Raw genomic sequence first — 15,812 nt, 5'->3', positions numbered from 1 at the left:
ATAACGTCCCGTGCGCGCTCTTCGACCGCTACGCTGGACTCCGACCCCCGGGCACATTCACCAGGCATAAAGCAAAACGCAAGTTTACCGCCCGACATGATCTCGTGAAAAACGCCGACGAGAATCGGCCGACCGCTCCGGCGAAGCATTCCGAGGTCACCGCGGTTCGAGCGCACAGAATCGGGATGAACCCCTCATTTCATCGACCGAATAGCGCCTTGTTCTTCATATTCGGGACGACTAGACGAAACACCGTCTGAACACGCGTCGTATAAACTCCGCTACCGAGGCAGAGAGTTGGCGCTCGCGGTCCTAGGTCCTGTCGTCTCGGTGACGGCGGCAGGCGACAACCTGTCGGCAGATCCAGACCCCTCGCCCCTCTGACCCGAGAGCTGACAGCGCCGTCCGCCCCCGCCCTCGCGCCACTGTGCCTGTCGAATGAGAGGCGACCCACCATGCCGCTGCACGTACCCCCGGCTCCCGCGCCCGCCCTGCGCACCGTTCTCACGGCACTCGGTTCCCCCACCGCTGTCCGCGAAGCCCGTACCCCGTCCCTGCGCCTGGCACAGGGACCCGCCACCCCCGAACTCCCGCTGCCCGTCCACGTCCTGGACCGCATCACTCCCGAGGGCGCCTCCACCACCCGGCTCGCCGGGTGGCGCTTCCTGATTCGCTGCGGGGAGCGCGCGGTGGCCGCGGCCGACACCATGCTGACTCCGGACGGCTGGGCGTTCTCACGCTTCTTCGAGGGCCCCTACATCGCCGCGACGGAACACGCCGTGCGGCAGGCCGAGAGCATGCAACAGCCCTACCAGGCTCGCCTGTTGTCCGTGCCCGAGCTGTACATGCTCACCCTCTGGCTGCACGGCGACTGCACGGCGGACGGCGCCACCGGTCATCCGGCCGCCACCGACCTCCTGGTCCCGCTCGCACCCGCCCCACCCGGCATCGCCGCACACCGTCCGCACCGCGTCGCCGAACTGCTGCCGGTCCTCACCCACCGGGTCACCCCCGGACCCCTGCTCAGCTCACCCGCCTGAGCCTCGACATCCGTGCCCCGCCGCCGTCACCCGGCCGCGGGGCACGTCGCTGTCACCGACCGGGACAGGACAGTCACTCGCCGACAGCGACAGGCGCTCGCTCGTTAGGGCTCCATAGCGCTCGTACGAGGGGAAACGCGCTCAGGGGCCGACCTGACTAGCCCTATTCGGCCACCTCGAACCACCCAAAAGGGCAGTGCAGTTGAGGTGAACCCTCCGCATGGGTGACGCGTCATGAACCTGTGAGAAGCGGTGCCCGCAAATCCCTGCGGATTCACGCCCGTGGGGCAACACTGGGTTCCAGACCACACACCAACGGGGGGCGGCCATGAGCACTTCAAGCCGCACGACAGACACCACAGCCATCACTCACGACTCGACCCAGCGAAAGATCCCATCCATGTGCCAGCACCAGCCGCCGTGTCCCTCAGCCGAATCAGCCGACCGGGAGTCCGCCCGCCTTGTGGCGCACCACCCGGAGCAGGGATGGAGCCTGCTGTGCAACGGCGTTCTGCTCTTCGAGGACACCGGTGAGCTCCTGCCGGACGGCCAGATCATCGCCCCGCACCGCCCCCTGGGCGGCGCACCGGTGATGACGGCCGCCTGAGCCGCACGACCGGGCGGCCTGACAAGCCGCCCAGACACACGAGGGGCCGGCCCGGAGACGTACTCTCCGAACCGGCCCCGACGCATGTCCGAGGGTGATCACTCCCCGTAGCCGTTCACGTTCCGAGCGGTGATCAGTCCTCGTACGCGTCCAGTGGCGGGCAGGAGCAGACGAGGTTGCGGTCGCCGTACGCCTGGTCGATGCGGCGCACCGGCGGCCAGTACTTGTCGGCGGGCGAGACACCGGCCGGGAAGACGGCCTCCTCGCGGCTGTACGGGTGCTCCCAGTCGCCGCCGAGCGCGGCGGCGGTGTGCGGTGCCCCGCGCAGCGGGTTGTCGTCCACGGCCCACTCGCCGGAACCGACCTTCTCGATCTCCGCGCGGATCGCGATCATCGCGTCGCAGAACCGGTCGATCTCGCCCAGGTCCTCGGACTCGGTCGGCTCGATCATCAGCGTGCCGGCCACCGGGAACGACATCGTCGGCGCGTGGAAGCCGTAGTCGATCAGGCGCTTGGCGATGTCGTCGACGCTCACGCCGGTCGCCTTGGTGAGCGGGCGCAGGTCGATGATGCACTCGTGCGCGACCAGGCCACCGGGGCCGGTGTACAGCACCGGGTAGTGCGGCTCCAGGCGCTTGGCGATGTAGTTCGCGGAGAGCACGGCAACCTGCGTGGCGCGCTTGAGGCCCTCGCCACCCATCAGCCGGACGTACGACCAGGAGATGGGCAGGATGCCCGCGGAGCCCCAGGGAGCGGCCGAGATCGGGCCGACACCGGTCTCGGGACCGGCCTCGGGCTGGAGCGGGTGGTTCGGCAGGTACGGCGCCAGGTGCGCGCGCACACCGACCGGGCCGACGCCCGGACCGCCGCCGCCGTGCGGGATGCAGAAGGTCTTGTGCAGGTTCAGGTGCGAGACGTCGCCGCCGAAGTGGCCCGGCTTGGCGAGGCCCACCAGGGCGTTGAGGTTGGCGCCGTCGACGTAGACCTGGCCGCCGGCCTCGTGCACCTGGGCGCAGATGTCGGCGACGTGCTCCTCGAACACTCCGTGCGTCGAGGGGTACGTGATCATCAGGACCGACAGTTCGTCGCGGTACTGCTCGATCTTGGCGCGCAGGTCCTCGACGTCGATCTCACCGTCGTCCGCGGTCTTCACGACGACGACCTTCATGCCGGCCATCACGGCGCTGGCGGCGTTGGTGCCGTGCGCGGAGGACGGGATGAGGCAGACGGTGCGCTGGTCGTCGCCGTTGGCGCGGTGGTAGCCGCGGACGGCCAGCAGACCGGCCAGCTCACCCTGCGAACCGGCGTTGGGCTGGAGCGACACCGTGTCGTAGCCGGTGACCTCGGCGAGCTGGTCCTCGAGCTCGTGGATGAGCGTCAGGTAACCCCGCGCCTGCTCGGCGGGCACGAAGGGGTGCAGCTGACCGAACTCGGGCCAGGTGACCGGCTCCATCTCGGTGGTCGCGTTGAGCTTCATCGTGCAGGAGCCCAGCGGGATCATGCCGCGGTCGAGCGCGTAGTCGCGGTCGGAGAGCCTGCGCAGGTAGCGCAGCATCGCGGTCTCGGAGCGGTGCTCGTGGAAGACGGGGTGCGTGAGGTACTCGTCGGTGCGCAGCAGCGCGGCCGGCAGGGTGTCCTCCGCGCTCGCGTCCAGCGCCTCGATGTCGCCGTCGACGCCGAAGGCGGTCCATACGGCGGCCAGCTGAGCGCGCGTGGTCGTCTCGTCGCACGAGATCGACACATGGTCGGCGTCGGCGGGGTGGAGGTTGACGCCGTGGTCGCGGGCAGCGGCCACGATGTCGGCGGCCCGGCCCGGGACCCGCACGGTGAGCGTGTCGAAGTACGCGCCGTGCACGACCTCGGCACCGCCGGCGGTGAGACCCGCGGCGAGGACAGTGGCGTAGCGGTGGGTACGCCGCGCGATGGTGCGCAGGCCGTCGGGACCGTGGTAGACGGCGTACATTCCTGCCATCACGGCGAGCAGGACCTGAGCAGTACAGATGTTGCTGGTCGCCTTCTCACGGCGGATGTGCTGCTCACGCGTCTGCAGGGCGAGGCGGTACGCCTTGTGCCCGTCGGCGTCCACGGAAACACCGACCAGCCGGCCGGGGAGACTGCGCGCGAACTTCTCGCGCACCGCCATGTAACCGGCGTGCGGTCCGCCGAAGCCCATCGGCACACCGAAGCGCTGCGTCGTACCGACCGCGATGTCCGCGTCGAGCTCGCCGGGCGAGGTCAGCAGGGTCAGGGCGAGCAGATCGGCGGCGACGGTGACGACCGCGCCCAGCTCGTGCGCCTGGTCGATGATCGGCTTGATGTCGCGTACGGCACCGGAGGCGCCCGGGTACTGGACCAGCACGCCGTTGATCTCGCGCCCGGCCAGGTCGGCCGGAATGCCTTCGCCGAGGTCGGCGACGACGACCTCGACACCGGTCGGCTCGGCGCGGGTCTCGATGACGGCGATGGTCTGCGGCAGCGCGTCCGCGTCGACCAGGAAGAGGCCCTTCTTGTTCTTGCCCATGCGGCGGGACAACGCCATCGCCTCGGCGGCGGCGGTGCCCTCGTCGAGCAGCGAGGCACCGGACGTCGGCAGTCCGGTCAGCTCGGCGACGACGGTCTGGAAGTTCAGCAGCGCCTCGAGACGGCCCTGCGAGATCTCCGGCTGGTACGGCGTGTACGCGGTGTACCAGGCCGGGTTCTCCATGACGTTGCGCAGGATCACCGGCGGCGTGAACGTGCCGTAGTAACCGAGGCCGATCATCGAACCGAGCACCTGGTTGCGGTCCGCGAGGGAGCGGAGCTCGGCCAGTACCTCGGCCTCGGTGCGCGCGGCCGGCAGCTTCAGGGCCTCGGCGTTCTTGATCACGTCCGGCACCGCGGCGGCCGTCAGCTCGTCGAGCGAGCCGTATCCGACGTGCGCGAGCATCTTGGCCCGTGCTTCGGAGTCGGGCCCGATGTGGCGCTGCTCGAAGGGGATTCCCTGTTCGAGCTCGGAGAGCGGAATGCGATGGGCGGTCATTGCGGAGGCCTCCTGGTCTGACGCGACCTTCGAGGGGCACCCCTGCACGGGTACCCCGACGGCCTCCCCCTCTGTCATCTCAACCTGAGAGTTTCACCGGACCGTCCAGGGACGTCCCGGTTTTCACCGTCGGTGAGGGCGGAGGCCATCGGCACCCGCCCTGCTTTCCAGAGTGACCTCGTCCGTGCGGTACGTGAGCCTGAGAGATTCCGGGGAGGATTTGCTCCTTCGGCGCCTCCGGTGAAGTCTGGAGGACTCTCCCGCACGGGATCAGCAGCCGTCTGCCAGCCTACCAGCGAGGACAAGACACCAGCCTTCGAGTGGCCACCTTCCTGAATGTGCTCTTTCGTAGTGCTTACGGATGAGTTTGCGACCACGTGGAGGGCCCGTGCAGACCGACATCGATCCGCGCAACCTGATCGGCCGCAAGGCGTTCGACCGCAATGGCACCAAGATCGGCACGATCGACGAGGTCTATCTCGACGACGCGACCGGTGTTCCGGAGTGGGCGGCCATACGCACCGGCCTGTTCAGCAGAGACGCCTTCGTTCCGCTGGAGCCCAGCGAAGTCGTCGAGGGGACCCTGCGCATTCCCTTCGAACGAGCCCTGATCAAGGACGCCCCCGACTTCGGTGTCGGACGTCACCTCTCCCCCGAACAGGAACTCCAGCTCTACCACCACTACGGTCTCGACGTGGCGGCCCCTCCCCCGCCGCCGGACCGGGACTTCGGCCGACTCGCGGGCACGGAGGACGCCTGAGACCCCGGGTCCTGATCCTGCGTCCCGGGTTCCGACGCCCATGGCCCGGAACCCGCCGGCAGCCCATCGGCCGTCTCGGGTCTTCGCTCCACCAGCGGCAGCGGATCCGCCGGTTCCAGCCGCGGATCCTCCGTCCGGAACGTCTTCACCCGCCCGGGCTCGGAGTAGGGCGTCTCGAACCGCACCGTGACCCGCCCCAGCCCGCTTCCCTGCACCCATCCGTGCCCGTACTCGGCGTGCCGCACGTCGTGCCCCGAGGGCCACCGCCGCTCGGCGGGCGGTTCCTCCTCCGCGGCGGCACCCTCCGCCGGCTCGTCCGCCGGATGCTCTTCGGCCGTCGGCTCGGCAGAGGCCTGGGCCTGCGCGAACAGGTCCTCCTGCGTGTAGTCGGCGAGCCCGGAGACGCCGACCCCCAGCAGGCGTACGCCTCCGGTCGTGTCCACGCCCTCCAGCAACCGCGCGGCGGCCTCCCGCACCACCCCGGCGTCGTCCGTGGGCCCCCGCAGCGTCTCGGACCGGGTCAGCGTCGAGAAGTCGTACCTGCGCACCTTCAGCACGATGGTCCGCCCCGACAGTCCGGCCCCGCGCAGCCGCCGCACACACCGGTCCGCGAGCCGCGCCACCTCCAGCCCCACCCGGACCCGGTCGTGGATGTCCACGTCGTACGTGTCCTCGACCGACACCGACTTGGTCTCCCGCTCGGCCACCACGGGCCGGTCGTCGTGCGCCAGCGCCATCGCGAACAGCGCGTGCCCGTGCGCCTTCCCCAGCAGACGTACGAGTTCGTCCTCGCCCGCCTCGGCGATTTCCTCGACGGTGGTGATGCCGGCCCGCCGCAGATGGTCGCCGGTAGCCGGCCCCACACCCGGCAGCGTCCGCACCGGCATCGGCCCGAGCAGCGCGCGCTCGGTGCCCGGCTCGATCAGCACGAGCCCGTCGGGCTTGGCCTGCTCCGAGGCGATCTTCGCCAGCATCTTGGAGGCTGCGAGCCCCACCGACCCCGTGAGCCCCGTGACCGCCCGGATGTCCGAGCGCAGCTTGGCACCGGTCAGCCGCGCGGAGGCGTCGTCCCAGGCCGTCCCGCCCGCCTCCAGATCCACGAACGCCTCGTCCAGGCTCAGCGGCTCCACCAGCGGCGACAGGGTCCGCAGCAGCCCCATCACCTGCTCGCTGACCTCCCGGTAGAGCCCGAAGCGCGGCACGAGATAGGCGGCGTTCGGAGCGCGCCGGCGCGCCTGGGCCATGGGCATCGCCGAGTTCACCCCGAAGACGCGCGCCTCGTACGAGGCGGTGGCGACGACCCCACGCGGCCCGAGCCCGCCCACGACGACGGCCTTCCCGCGCAGGCTCGGCTTGGACGCCTGCTCCGCCGAGGCGAAGAAGGCGTCCATGTCGAGATGCAGGATCGTGGGCGCGGTTCTCACATGTCCGATGCTGCCCTACGCCACTGACAATGCCCCCGCACGCCGGGGCATCACGTCATCGAAGGTCCCACGCGTCACACCGCGCGGTTGCGTCTCCGCGCCAGCTCGTCGGCGGGGTTGTGCCCGAGAAGCGTCTCACCGGTGTCCACGCGCTCTCCGTGCAGCTGCGACAGGGCGCCCTCGACGTCCCGCCACACCACGCCCACGGCGATACCGAAGACCCCCTGACCGCCCTGCAGCAACGCGTGGACCTCGTCGGGCGAGGTGCACTCGTAGACCGTCGCGCCGTCGCTCATCAGCGTCATGCGCTCCAGGTCCTGGAATCCGCGCTCCCTCAGGTGCTGGACCGTGGTGCGGATGTTCTGCAGCGACACCCCGGTGTCGAGGAACCGCTTGACGATCTTCAGGACCACCACGTCCCGGAAGCTGTAGAGACGCTGCGTCCCCGACCCGTAGGCGGGACGCACACTGGGCTCGACCAGCCCGGTCCGCGCCCAGTAGTCCAGCTGCCGGTAGGTGATGCCCGCGGCGGCACACGCCGTGGGTCCCCGGTAACCGACCTCCTCGGGAACAGCCTCTCCCTCACCGGGTACCGCCGCCGGCCGCCGCGGAACGTGATCGGCCGCGCCGCCATGATGGGGATGCCCCCTGCTCGAGCCGAGCCGAGAGCTTGGGGGAGGGTACGGGCCGCTCTCCCCCAGACCGTGTCCGGGGGCACCCCCAGCCGTACCGTCGCCGCTGCTTCTCACGCCGACCTCCGTCCTTGACCTGCCTTCTCGACGGTAGGCAGTCACCAGGGCCGCGTCAACGATCGCCACACTCGGCACGCCGAGTGATAATCACCCTAAGAGTGGTTTCCCGTGCCCTACCGCGGGGAAAGGCTAGCCGAATGCTCCCGGCACGGGCCGCGGCACACCACACTCGCCGCGGGCAAATGCCACCGGGCGCTTCCCTCCGCTCCCCGGTGTCACTGGCTGTTGGTGCCGAAGTCCTCGGGCGAGATCTGGTCGAGGAACTCGCGGAACTTCTCCACCTCGTCCTCCTGCTCGTCCGGGATCGCGATGCCCGCGTCGTCGAGCACTCCGTCACTGCCGTAGATCGGCGTCCCGGTGCGCAGGGCAAGCGCTATGGCATCGGACGGACGGGCACTCACCTCGACCCCGCTGGCGAACACGAGCTCGGCGTAGAAGACGCCCTCGCGCAGGTCCGTGATCCGTACTTCGGTGAGCTCCTGGCCGACGGCCTCCAGCACGTCCTTGAACAGGTCGTGGGTCAGCGGTCGCGCGGGGGCCATGCCCTGCTGAGCGAAAGCGATCGCCGTCGCCTCCCCCGGTCCGATCCAGATGGGGAGGTAGCGGTCGCCTCCCACTTCACGCAGAAGCACGATCGGTTGGTTGGAGGGCATTTCGACCCGGACACCTACGACATCGAGCTCGTTCACACAGCAACCCTAGGCCGTGCCCGGGACGTTTGGGTAGTCGGGCACAGAACGGGTGGACGATCCACAGCCTGCACCGGTGCCCCGGATCAGCGCAGTCGCACACCCAGCGCGGTCTGCACGAGCGCCGCGTGCAGCTTCACCGTGAGGCCCGCGAGCTCCTTCGTACGGGCCTCCGCGTGCGCCCGGGTCTGCGGATTGCGGTGCCGCCGCAGGGGCGCGACCACCTGGTCCACGAGCCCCGCGTCGCGCTCCGCCGCCGCCTTCATCGCCCGCAGATGGCGCGGCTCGATCCCGAACCGTCCCAGCTCGACGACGAGCGCTGCGACGGTCACCGCCTCGGCGTCGTAGACACCGTCGGGCAACGGGCCGATCAGCCCGTACGACTCCCACTCCTGGAGCTCCTGCTCGCCGATCTCCGCGGCGGCCAGCAGCTCCTCACGGCCCACCCGGGCCGCCGTGGGCCCCTCGGGCTCGCCGTAGAGCTCTCCGAGGCGTTCTCCCTCGCCCGAGTCGCGCTGGCGTCCCACGGACGGCAGACGCACCTGCTCACCGCGCTCCAGGGCGTCCAGGTGCTCGCGGATCACCTTCAGCGGCAGGTAGTGGTCACGCTGCATCCTCAGGACGTGGCCCAGTCGCTCGACGTCGTTCGTGCTGAACTTGCGGTACCCGGAAGGGGTCCGCCGCGGCTCGACGAGTCCCTCCGACTCCAGGAACCTGATCTTGGAGATGGTGACTTCGGGGAACTCGTCGCGCAGCACGTTCAGCACCGCGCCGATGCTCATCAGCCCACTGTCCGCCGCGGCGGTACCGCTGCCGGCACCGCCGCTCGGTGTTTGAAGCATGGACATTCCCTCGGTGTCCCCCCGGACGGAGTTGGGGGAGGGGTCAGATGCCCCGCTGGCTCGCGTAGAACACCAGCCGGTACTTGCCGATCTGCACCTCGTCACCGTTCGACAGCGGGACCTGGTCGATCCGCTCCCGGTTCACGTACGTGCCGTTCAGGCTGCCGACGTCGGCGACCGTGAACGAACCGTCCGCCACACGACGGAACTCCACGTGCCGGCGCGACACGGTCACGTCGTCGAGGAAGATGTCGCTCTGCGGATGACGCCCGGCCGTGGTCAGCTCACCGTCCAGCAGGAAGCGGCTGCCCGAGTTCGGGCCGCGACGCACCACCAGCAGCGCCGAGCCGACCGGCAGCGCGTCGACCGCCGCCTGGGCCTCCGGGGAGAGCATCGGCGACGGCGTCTGGCCCGTCACCTCCGCGTCGTAGGCCTCGATGCCGGAGATGGAGATCGTGGACGTCGTCTCCGACGGACGCTCCGCGGCGCCCCGCAGCGGCGCACCGCAGTTGGAGCAGAACCGGCTGTTCTCCGCGTTGCGGTTACCGCACCTCGTACACACCTGGGCCGACATGGACGGATCCTCCTGCCGCGGCTGCCCACCAGGGGCATGGGACGCATACGGATCGGGGGCGAACCCTCCACCCGTGCTTGAGGCTGACGGGTCTCCGAAACCTATGCGGCCGGGCTGCGCAGGGTCAACAGACGACGCGCCCTGACCACCGGGACCGGTGACCTGGTCCCGGAACAGCGGGCGGTCGCCGCCCTGGGCCTCCGCATCTCCCTGACGCGGTGCACGGTGCCGGGCAGTCGCGTTGTCACCACTGCCCTCTCGCGCGCTCTTGCCGAACAACTTCGCAAACAACTTCACGGGCGATTCCCCTTGACCGAAACAGACCCGCCCGTGGGGCAGGACGAACCCTGATTGAACACACCGGTCGACCCGGACATCCTCACAACGTCCGTATCCACCAGACAGTTTCCACCACGCACCACCCATTCGGTGCGCCGACCCCCCGCAACCTCTTGCCCTCGCCCGGCGGCCCCCATGCGACCCCGGTTCACCGCGAGGACGACCGAGCGTAGTCAGGCCGCTCCGCCGGTCGCAAGGCGTCCACGACGATCTTCGTCGAGCGGTCCACGGTGACGGTGGCCTGCTCCTTCTCCAGTGTCTGCACCACGCCTCCCGGGATGTTCAGCGCCGGCTCAAGGTCCTGCGGCTTGCCGATGACCTTGAAACGATAGGGCTGGGTGATCTTGTTCCCGTCGACCTTCACTCCGCCGCCGGAATCGGCGAGGTAGGTACCCGCGACCACGCGTACGCCGTTCACCTGGATCGCCTCCGCGCCGGCCGCGCGCAGCTCCTGGATCGCGTCGAGCAGCATGTCCGCTTTGACCGTCCCCTTCGTGTCGTCGATCGTCAGGGTGATGCCGGGTCCCTGAGCGGATACGGTGCCCGCCAGGATGCCGAGTTGCTTCTCCTTCTCGACCGTCTGCTTGCGGGCCTCCTCGGCCTGGTCCGAGCTGTTCTCCAGCTCGGTGCGCTGATCCTCGAGACCCTGCTTCTCGTCCTCAAGACGCTGAGTTCGGTTGTCGAGTTCATCGAGAATGCGCACGAGATCCTCTTGGCGTGCTCCGCGCAGGGCGCTGTCGCCGTCGCTGTTGGATGCCACCTGGACGGCCAGGCCGAAGCCGAGGCCGAACAGCAGCAACGCGACGATGAGTTGGGCGCGCGACACGCGCGGCGGCCACAAGCCCTTGACCAGCCTCTGACGGCCGGAGAGCGACGGCTCGCCGTTCTCCTCGGCCTTCTCCGGCTCGGGCTCCTCCGCGGCCGCGGGGACCTCTTCCGGCAGCTCTCTGCGCAGCGGGTTCTCGGGGACTTCGTCCTCGTTGCTCTTGCTCATCGCCCTCACGCCCGGAACACGTGCCGACGGATCGCCGCGGCGTTGGAGAAGATGCGGATGCCGAGGACGACCACGACACCGGTGGAGAGCTGGGCACCCACACCCAGCTTGTCGCCCAGGAAGACGATCAGCGCGGCGACGACCACGTTCGACAGGAACGAGACGACGAAGACCTTGTCGTCGAAGATGCCGTCGAGCATCGCGCGCAGACCGCCGAACACGGCGTCGAGCGCCGCCACGACGGCGATCGGAAGGTAAGGCTCGACAACCGCCGGAACCTCGGGCCGGACCAACAATCCAGCCACGACTCCCACGACGAGGCCCAGTACGGCGATCACGATGTGCCCTTCTCTGTGCTCGGCTCTGCTGTACGTACGATCACACTCGGTGCGGCGGACAACCGGACGTCGCCCTCGGCGGAAATGCTGGTCCGGATGCCGTAGTTCTCCTGCAGGGCATGCAGATACAGCCCGTCGGCGCTGTTCTGGAACCTGGTGCTGAGCCGCTGGCCGTCCCCCACCGCGAGCACCGTGTACGGCGGCACGAGCGGCTTGTTGTCGACCAGTATCGCGTCACCCGCGGCCCTGATGGCCGACAGAGCGGTCAGCCGCTGTCCGTTGATGGCGATGGCCTCGGCACCCGACTCCCACAGACCGTTGACCACGCGCTGCATGTCACGGTCCCGCACACGTCCGGTGTCGGAGAACCCCGAGGTCTCCCTCGGATTGCTGCCGTCACCGCCCGTGCTGGCTTCCTTGGCGTCGTTCACGACGAGCTTCACGCCCGGGCCGTGCACATCGGTGGCACCCGACAGGATGCTCACGAGGTCGGCCTGCTCACCGCCGCCGTCCTGCTTCAGCGCCTCGCGCTGGCGGGCGCTCACATCGGCACGCAAGGTGTCGACGCTGTTCTCCAGCTTGTCCGCCGCCGACGTCTCCCGCTCGATGCGGTCGATCAGCTCCTGGCGCTCCTTGGCGACGACAGGCGCCGCTATCCGCGCGTTCGCCGCCCCCACGGTGACCACGAGCGCCGCGAGCACCAGACCAGCGGCAAGACCCAGCTTGGACCGGAGCGTCTTCGGCATGCCGCCGGCGCCGTCGGCCTCCCTGCGGGCGGCCGCCTCGGCGTACCCGTCGTCGAGGCTGTGATCCATGACGTTGGTGAGCAGCGACATGGAGGCGTCCGGGCGCGGGGGGCGCGGAGCGCTGCTCCGAACGGGGGGCTGCTGCGGCATGCCGCACATCGTCGCACGTCGCGGGTGCTACCTCCGAATGGCCCCACCAGCGTGCCGGACAGGCCCCCCTGGGGGCACTTGTCCGACACGCACGAGTGAAGGTCGTTTCAGCGGCCGGCGCTGTCCACGACAGCCGCCCACTCGTCGAGCAGAGCCTCCGCGGAAGCGTCGTCCGGACCCTCCGCCCACAGGTGGGTGACCGCCTCGGCCGGGTCGGGCAGCACCATCACCCAGCGCCCGTCCGTCTCCACGACCCGTACGCCGTCCGTCGTGTCCACGAAGCGGTCTCCCGCCTCCTCCACGACCCGGCGCATCACCAGCCCCTTCACGGCCCACGGAGTCGCGAGGTCCCGCTTGAGGACATGTGCCCGCGGAATCCGCGCGTCGATCTGGCTGAGCGTGAGCTGCGTCCGCGCCACCAGACCGATGAGCCTCACGAACGCGGCCGCGCCGTCGAAGACGCCGCTGAACTCGGGAATGATGAAACCGCCGCGGCCGTCGCCCCCGAAGATCGTCGTCTCCTCGCGGCCCACCCGCGTCAGGTCGTCCGGCGACGTGGTCGTCCACTCCACCTGCGTGCCGTGGTACGCGGCCACCTGCTCGGCGATCCGCGTGGTGGTGACGGGCAGCGCCACCCGTCCACTGCGCCGCTCGGCGGCGACCAGGTCGAGCATCACGAGCAGGGCCCGGTCGTCCTCGACGATCCGCCCCTTCTCGTCGACGAGCGAGAGCCGCTCGCCCACCGGGTCGAAGCGCACTCCGAACGCGGCCCGGGCGGACGCGACGATCTCGCCGAGCCGCACCAGACCGGCCCGCCGCGTGTCCGCCGTCTCGGTCGGCCTGGACTCGTCCAGCCCGGGATTGATGGTCAGGGAGTCGACCCCGAGCTTGCCCAGCAGGCTGGGCAGCACCAGTCCGGCACTGCCGTTGGAGGCGTCGACGACCACCTTCAGCCCGGATTCCGCGACGCCGGTGGTGTCGACGTTCCGCAGGAGCGATCCCGTGTACGAGTCGAACACACTGGCCGGGAAGTGCAGATCCCCGATCTCACCGGGGAACGCGCGCCGGTACTCCTGTCGCGCGAACACCCGGTCCAGCTTCCGCTGCCCGCCCTGCGACAGGTCGGCGCCCTGCCCGTCGAAGAACATGATGTCGACGGAGTCGGGCACTCCAGGTGTCGTACGGATCATGATTCCGCCCGCACTGCCCCTGGCCGTCTGCTGCCGGGCCACCGGCAGCGGTACGTTCTCCAGGTCGCGTACGTCGATGGCGCTGGCCTGCAACGCCGAGATCACGGCCCGCTTCAGTGCACGGGCACCTCGGGAGTGGTCACGGGCCGTGGTGACGGTGGAGCCCTTCTTGAGGGTCGTCGCGTACGCCCCCGCGAGGCGCACGGCGAGTTCCGGGGTGATCTCCACGTTCAGGATCCCGGACACACCACGGGCGCCGAAGAGCTGCGCCTGCCCTCTCGACTCCCAGATGACCGAGGTGTTGACAAAGGCGCCGGCCTCGATGGTCTTGAAGGGATAGACGCGGACGTTGCCCTGAATGATCGATTCTTCACCGACGAGGCATTCGTCGCCGATCACGGCGCCGTCCTCGATGCGGGCGGCCCGCATGATGTCGGTGTTCTTCCCGACCACGCAGCCGCGCAGATTGCAGTGCTGGCCGATGTACACGTTGTCGTGAACGACAGCTCTGTGCAGGAAGGCGCCCGTCTTGACGACGACGTTGGAGCCGATGACGGTGTGTTCCCGGATCTCGGCGTTCGCCTCGACCTTGGCGTAGTCACCGATGTAGAGGGGCCCGCGCAGCACCGCGTCCGGATGCACCTCGGCGCCCTCGGCGACCCAGACGCCCGGGGAGATCTCGAATCCGTCGAGTTCGACGTCGACCTTGCCCTCGAGAACGTCGGCCTGGGCCTTCACGTAGCTCTCGTGGGTGCCGACGTCCTCCCAGTAGCCCTCGGCGACATAGCCGTAGACCGGCTTGCCTTCCTTCATGAGCTGGGGGAAGACATCTCCGGACCAGTCGACGGATACGTCGGCCTCGACGTAGTCGAAGACCTCGGGCTCCATGACATAGATGCCGGTGTTCACGGTGTCCGAGAAGACCTGGCCCCAGGTCGGCTTCTCCAGGAAGCGTTCGACCTTGCCTTCCTCGTCCACGATGGTGATCCCGAATTCCAGCGGGTTGGGGACGCGCGTCAGACAGACGGTGACGAGCGCACCCTTCTCCTTGTGGAAATTGATGAGTTCGGTGAGATCGAAGTCGGTGAGCGCATCACCGGAGATGACGAGAAACGCGTCGTCCTTCAACGCGTCCTCGGCGTTCTTGACGCTCCCGGCAGTACCGAGGGGCTTCTCCTCATTGGCATAGGTGAGCTCCATGCCGAGCTCTTCACCGTCACCGAAGTAGTTCTTGACCAGTGAGGCCAGGAACTGGACGGTAACGACGGTCTCATTCAGCCCATGCCTTTTGAGCAGCCTGAGCACGTGCTCCATGATCGGGCGGTTCACCACGGGCAGGAGCGGCTTGGGCATGCTTGAGGTCATAGGGCGAAGGCGTGTGCCTTCGCCTCCGGCCATTACGACGGCCTTCATGTCGGAAGCGTCCTCCTTGAAGAGACGACGGTACAGCCGACTTCACCCGTCCTGATTGTCCCGCAGTTTTCGAGCGCGGGCCATCGGGGCACTGCAGCCGCCCAATCGGGCCGAGCTCAATCGGCCATGGTGTCCGCCCGGACCAACCGGCGGACCTGCACCACGTAGAGGACTCCTGCCCACCAATACAGGGTTGTACCCCATCCGGCGAACGCCCATCCGAAAACAGCGCCGACTGACGCGATCCAACCGCTCGCGTCACTGAGCAGCAACAACGGGAAGGCGTACATCAGGTTGAAGGTGGCCGCCTTGCCGAGGAAGTTCACCTGCGGGGGCGGATAGCCGTGACGCCGGAGGATCCACACCATCACCAGCAGAACCAGCTCGCGTGCCAGTAGCGCGGCCGTCAGCCAGAGCGGAAGAATCTCGCGCCAGGTGAGGCCGACGAGCGTCGACAGAATGTAGAGCCGGTCCGCCGCGGGATCCAGCAGCCGGCCGAGGCTGCTGATCTGGTTCCAGCGCCGCGCGAGCTTCCCGTCCAGATAGTCGCTGATACCGCTCAGCATGAGGACGAGCAGCGCCCAGCCGTCGCTCTTGGGGCCGCCGAACTCCGGCCAGAGGATCAACCACAGGAAGATGGGTACGCCGACGAGGCGCGCCATGCTGAGGATGTTCGGGATGGTGAGGACCCGGTCCGTCTGAACGCGGGTCTCCTGGACCTCCACCCGGGGGCCTCCTGTGGGAAACGAGCCAACGATGCCCCCTGACCCTACCTGCAGCCCCGACGCGGCAGCGCAGAGGGGGAGGCGTCACCGGAGAAACTCTGCCGGAAAACAAAAAAGCTCCGGCTCTCGGGATGAATTCCCGAGAGCCGGAGCTCTAATTTTAGTTCGGCGGCGTCCTACTCTCCCACAGGGTCCCCCCTGCAGTACCAT

Annotated in this window: 14 protein-coding genes and 1 riboswitch; of the genes, 3 read left to right on the top strand and 11 right to left on the bottom strand. The window is 68.9% G+C overall.

Annotated features, from left to right (window positions below):
* Positions 1–455: 455 nt before the first annotated feature.
* Positions 456–1,040 (top strand): hypothetical protein, encoded by a 585-nt coding sequence (locus ACWD68_RS35145; protein ID WP_451810516.1) that lies wholly within the window; start codon positions 456–458, stop codon positions 1,038–1,040.
* 400 nt (positions 1,041–1,440) lie between these two features.
* Positions 1,441–1,647 carry a DUF5999 family protein gene (locus ACWD68_RS35140; protein ID WP_323178830.1) on the top strand — a complete coding sequence of 69 codons (207 nt, stop codon included), beginning with the start codon at positions 1,441–1,443 and terminating at the stop codon, positions 1,645–1,647.
* A gap of 133 nt (positions 1,648–1,780) precedes the next feature.
* Here ACWD68_RS35140 and gcvP read toward each other — a convergent pair whose 3' ends face one another.
* Entirely contained in the window at positions 1,781–4,666 is a 2,886-nt protein-coding gene (gene gcvP, locus ACWD68_RS35135) for an aminomethyl-transferring glycine dehydrogenase (RefSeq protein ID WP_451810515.1), read from the bottom strand.
* A 177-nt stretch (positions 4,667–4,843) separates the two neighbouring features.
* Positions 4,844–4,939: riboswitch (glycine riboswitch) on the bottom strand.
* A 115-nt stretch (positions 4,940–5,054) separates the two neighbouring features.
* Here gcvP and ACWD68_RS35130 point away from each other — a divergent pair.
* On the top strand, positions 5,055–5,426 hold the full coding sequence (locus tag ACWD68_RS35130) for a PRC-barrel domain-containing protein (RefSeq protein ID WP_451810514.1): 372 nt from the start codon (positions 5,055–5,057) through the stop codon (positions 5,424–5,426).
* On the opposite strand, the gene ACWD68_RS35125 is transcribed toward ACWD68_RS35130, so the two are convergent.
* The 10 genes from ACWD68_RS35125 to ACWD68_RS35080 form a co-directional block, all read right to left on the bottom strand.
* Positions 5,348–6,850, bottom strand: coding sequence for a DNA polymerase IV (locus tag ACWD68_RS35125; RefSeq protein ID WP_451810513.1), 1,503 nt, complete (start codon positions 6,848–6,850; stop codon positions 5,348–5,350). The two genes, ACWD68_RS35130 and ACWD68_RS35125, sit on opposite strands and share 79 nt — an antisense overlap.
* Before the next feature lie 74 nt (positions 6,851–6,924).
* Positions 6,925–7,599: a MerR family transcriptional regulator gene (locus ACWD68_RS35120; protein WP_451810512.1), complete on the bottom strand. Its 675-nt coding sequence runs from the start codon at positions 7,597–7,599 to the stop codon at positions 6,925–6,927.
* A 218-nt stretch (positions 7,600–7,817) separates the two neighbouring features.
* Positions 7,818–8,291 carry a bifunctional nuclease family protein gene (locus tag ACWD68_RS35115; protein WP_006123076.1) on the bottom strand — a complete coding sequence of 158 codons (474 nt, stop codon included), beginning with the start codon at positions 8,289–8,291 and terminating at the stop codon, positions 7,818–7,820.
* A gap of 86 nt (positions 8,292–8,377) precedes the next feature.
* Positions 8,378–9,133 carry a transcriptional regulator FtsR gene (ftsR, locus tag ACWD68_RS35110; protein WP_451810511.1) on the bottom strand — a complete coding sequence of 252 codons (756 nt, stop codon included), beginning with the start codon at positions 9,131–9,133 and terminating at the stop codon, positions 8,378–8,380.
* A gap of 43 nt (positions 9,134–9,176) precedes the next feature.
* On the bottom strand, positions 9,177–10,133 hold the full coding sequence (locus ACWD68_RS35105; protein WP_266756280.1) for an FHA domain-containing protein: 957 nt from the start codon (positions 10,131–10,133) through the stop codon (positions 9,177–9,179).
* Positions 10,134–10,194: 61 nt separating this feature from the next.
* Positions 10,195–11,040, bottom strand: coding sequence for a DUF881 domain-containing protein (locus ACWD68_RS35100; protein WP_451810510.1), 846 nt, complete (start codon positions 11,038–11,040; stop codon positions 10,195–10,197).
* A 5-nt stretch (positions 11,041–11,045) separates the two neighbouring features.
* Positions 11,046–11,378 (bottom strand): small basic family protein, encoded by a 333-nt coding sequence (locus ACWD68_RS35095; protein WP_003988855.1) that lies wholly within the window; start codon positions 11,376–11,378, stop codon positions 11,046–11,048.
* The gene (locus tag ACWD68_RS35090) at positions 11,375–12,283 is read right to left on the bottom strand and encodes a DUF881 domain-containing protein (RefSeq protein ID WP_451810509.1); all 909 of its coding nucleotides are present in this window, start codon (positions 12,281–12,283) and stop codon (positions 11,375–11,377) included. Before ACWD68_RS35090 ends, ACWD68_RS35095 begins: the two co-directional genes overlap by 4 nt.
* Before the next feature lie 98 nt (positions 12,284–12,381).
* Positions 12,382–14,877, bottom strand: a complete 2,496-nt coding sequence (locus ACWD68_RS35085; protein WP_451810508.1) for a sugar phosphate nucleotidyltransferase — start codon at positions 14,875–14,877, stop codon at positions 12,382–12,384.
* 116 nt (positions 14,878–14,993) lie between these two features.
* Positions 14,994–15,602 carry a CDP-alcohol phosphatidyltransferase family protein gene (locus tag ACWD68_RS35080; protein ID WP_451810507.1) on the bottom strand — a complete coding sequence of 203 codons (609 nt, stop codon included), beginning with the start codon at positions 15,600–15,602 and terminating at the stop codon, positions 14,994–14,996.
* Between the last annotated feature and the right edge of the window lie 210 nt (positions 15,603–15,812).

Source organism: Streptomyces sp. NPDC005141 (genome assembly GCF_053599975.1).
Note: the sequence above shows the minus strand (reverse complement) of the source record. Positions and strands in the feature narration are given on the sequence as shown.

Coding starts and splice junctions, on each gene's coding strand:
- ACWD68_RS35145 (WP_451810516.1), top strand. CDS start 456: ATGCCGCTGCACGTACCCCCGGCTCCCGCGCCCGCCCTGCGCACCGTT.
- ACWD68_RS35140 (WP_323178830.1), top strand. CDS start 1,441: ATGTGCCAGCACCAGCCGCCGTGTCCCTCAGCCGAATCAGCCGACCGG.
- gcvP (WP_451810515.1), bottom strand. CDS start 4,666: ATGACCGCCCATCGCATTCCGCTCTCCGAGCTCGAACAGGGAATCCCC.
- ftsR (WP_451810511.1), bottom strand. CDS start 9,133: ATGCTTCAAACACCGAGCGGCGGTGCCGGCAGCGGTACCGCCGCGGCG.
- ACWD68_RS35105 (WP_266756280.1), bottom strand. CDS start 10,133: ATGGGTGGTGCGTGGTGGAAACTGTCTGGTGGATACGGACGTTGTGAG.
- ACWD68_RS35100 (WP_451810510.1), bottom strand. CDS start 11,040: ATGAGCAAGAGCAACGAGGACGAAGTCCCCGAGAACCCGCTGCGCAGA.
- ACWD68_RS35090 (WP_451810509.1), bottom strand. CDS start 12,283: ATGTGCGGCATGCCGCAGCAGCCCCCCGTTCGGAGCAGCGCTCCGCGC.
- ACWD68_RS35085 (WP_451810508.1), bottom strand. CDS start 14,877: ATGAAGGCCGTCGTAATGGCCGGAGGCGAAGGCACACGCCTTCGCCCT.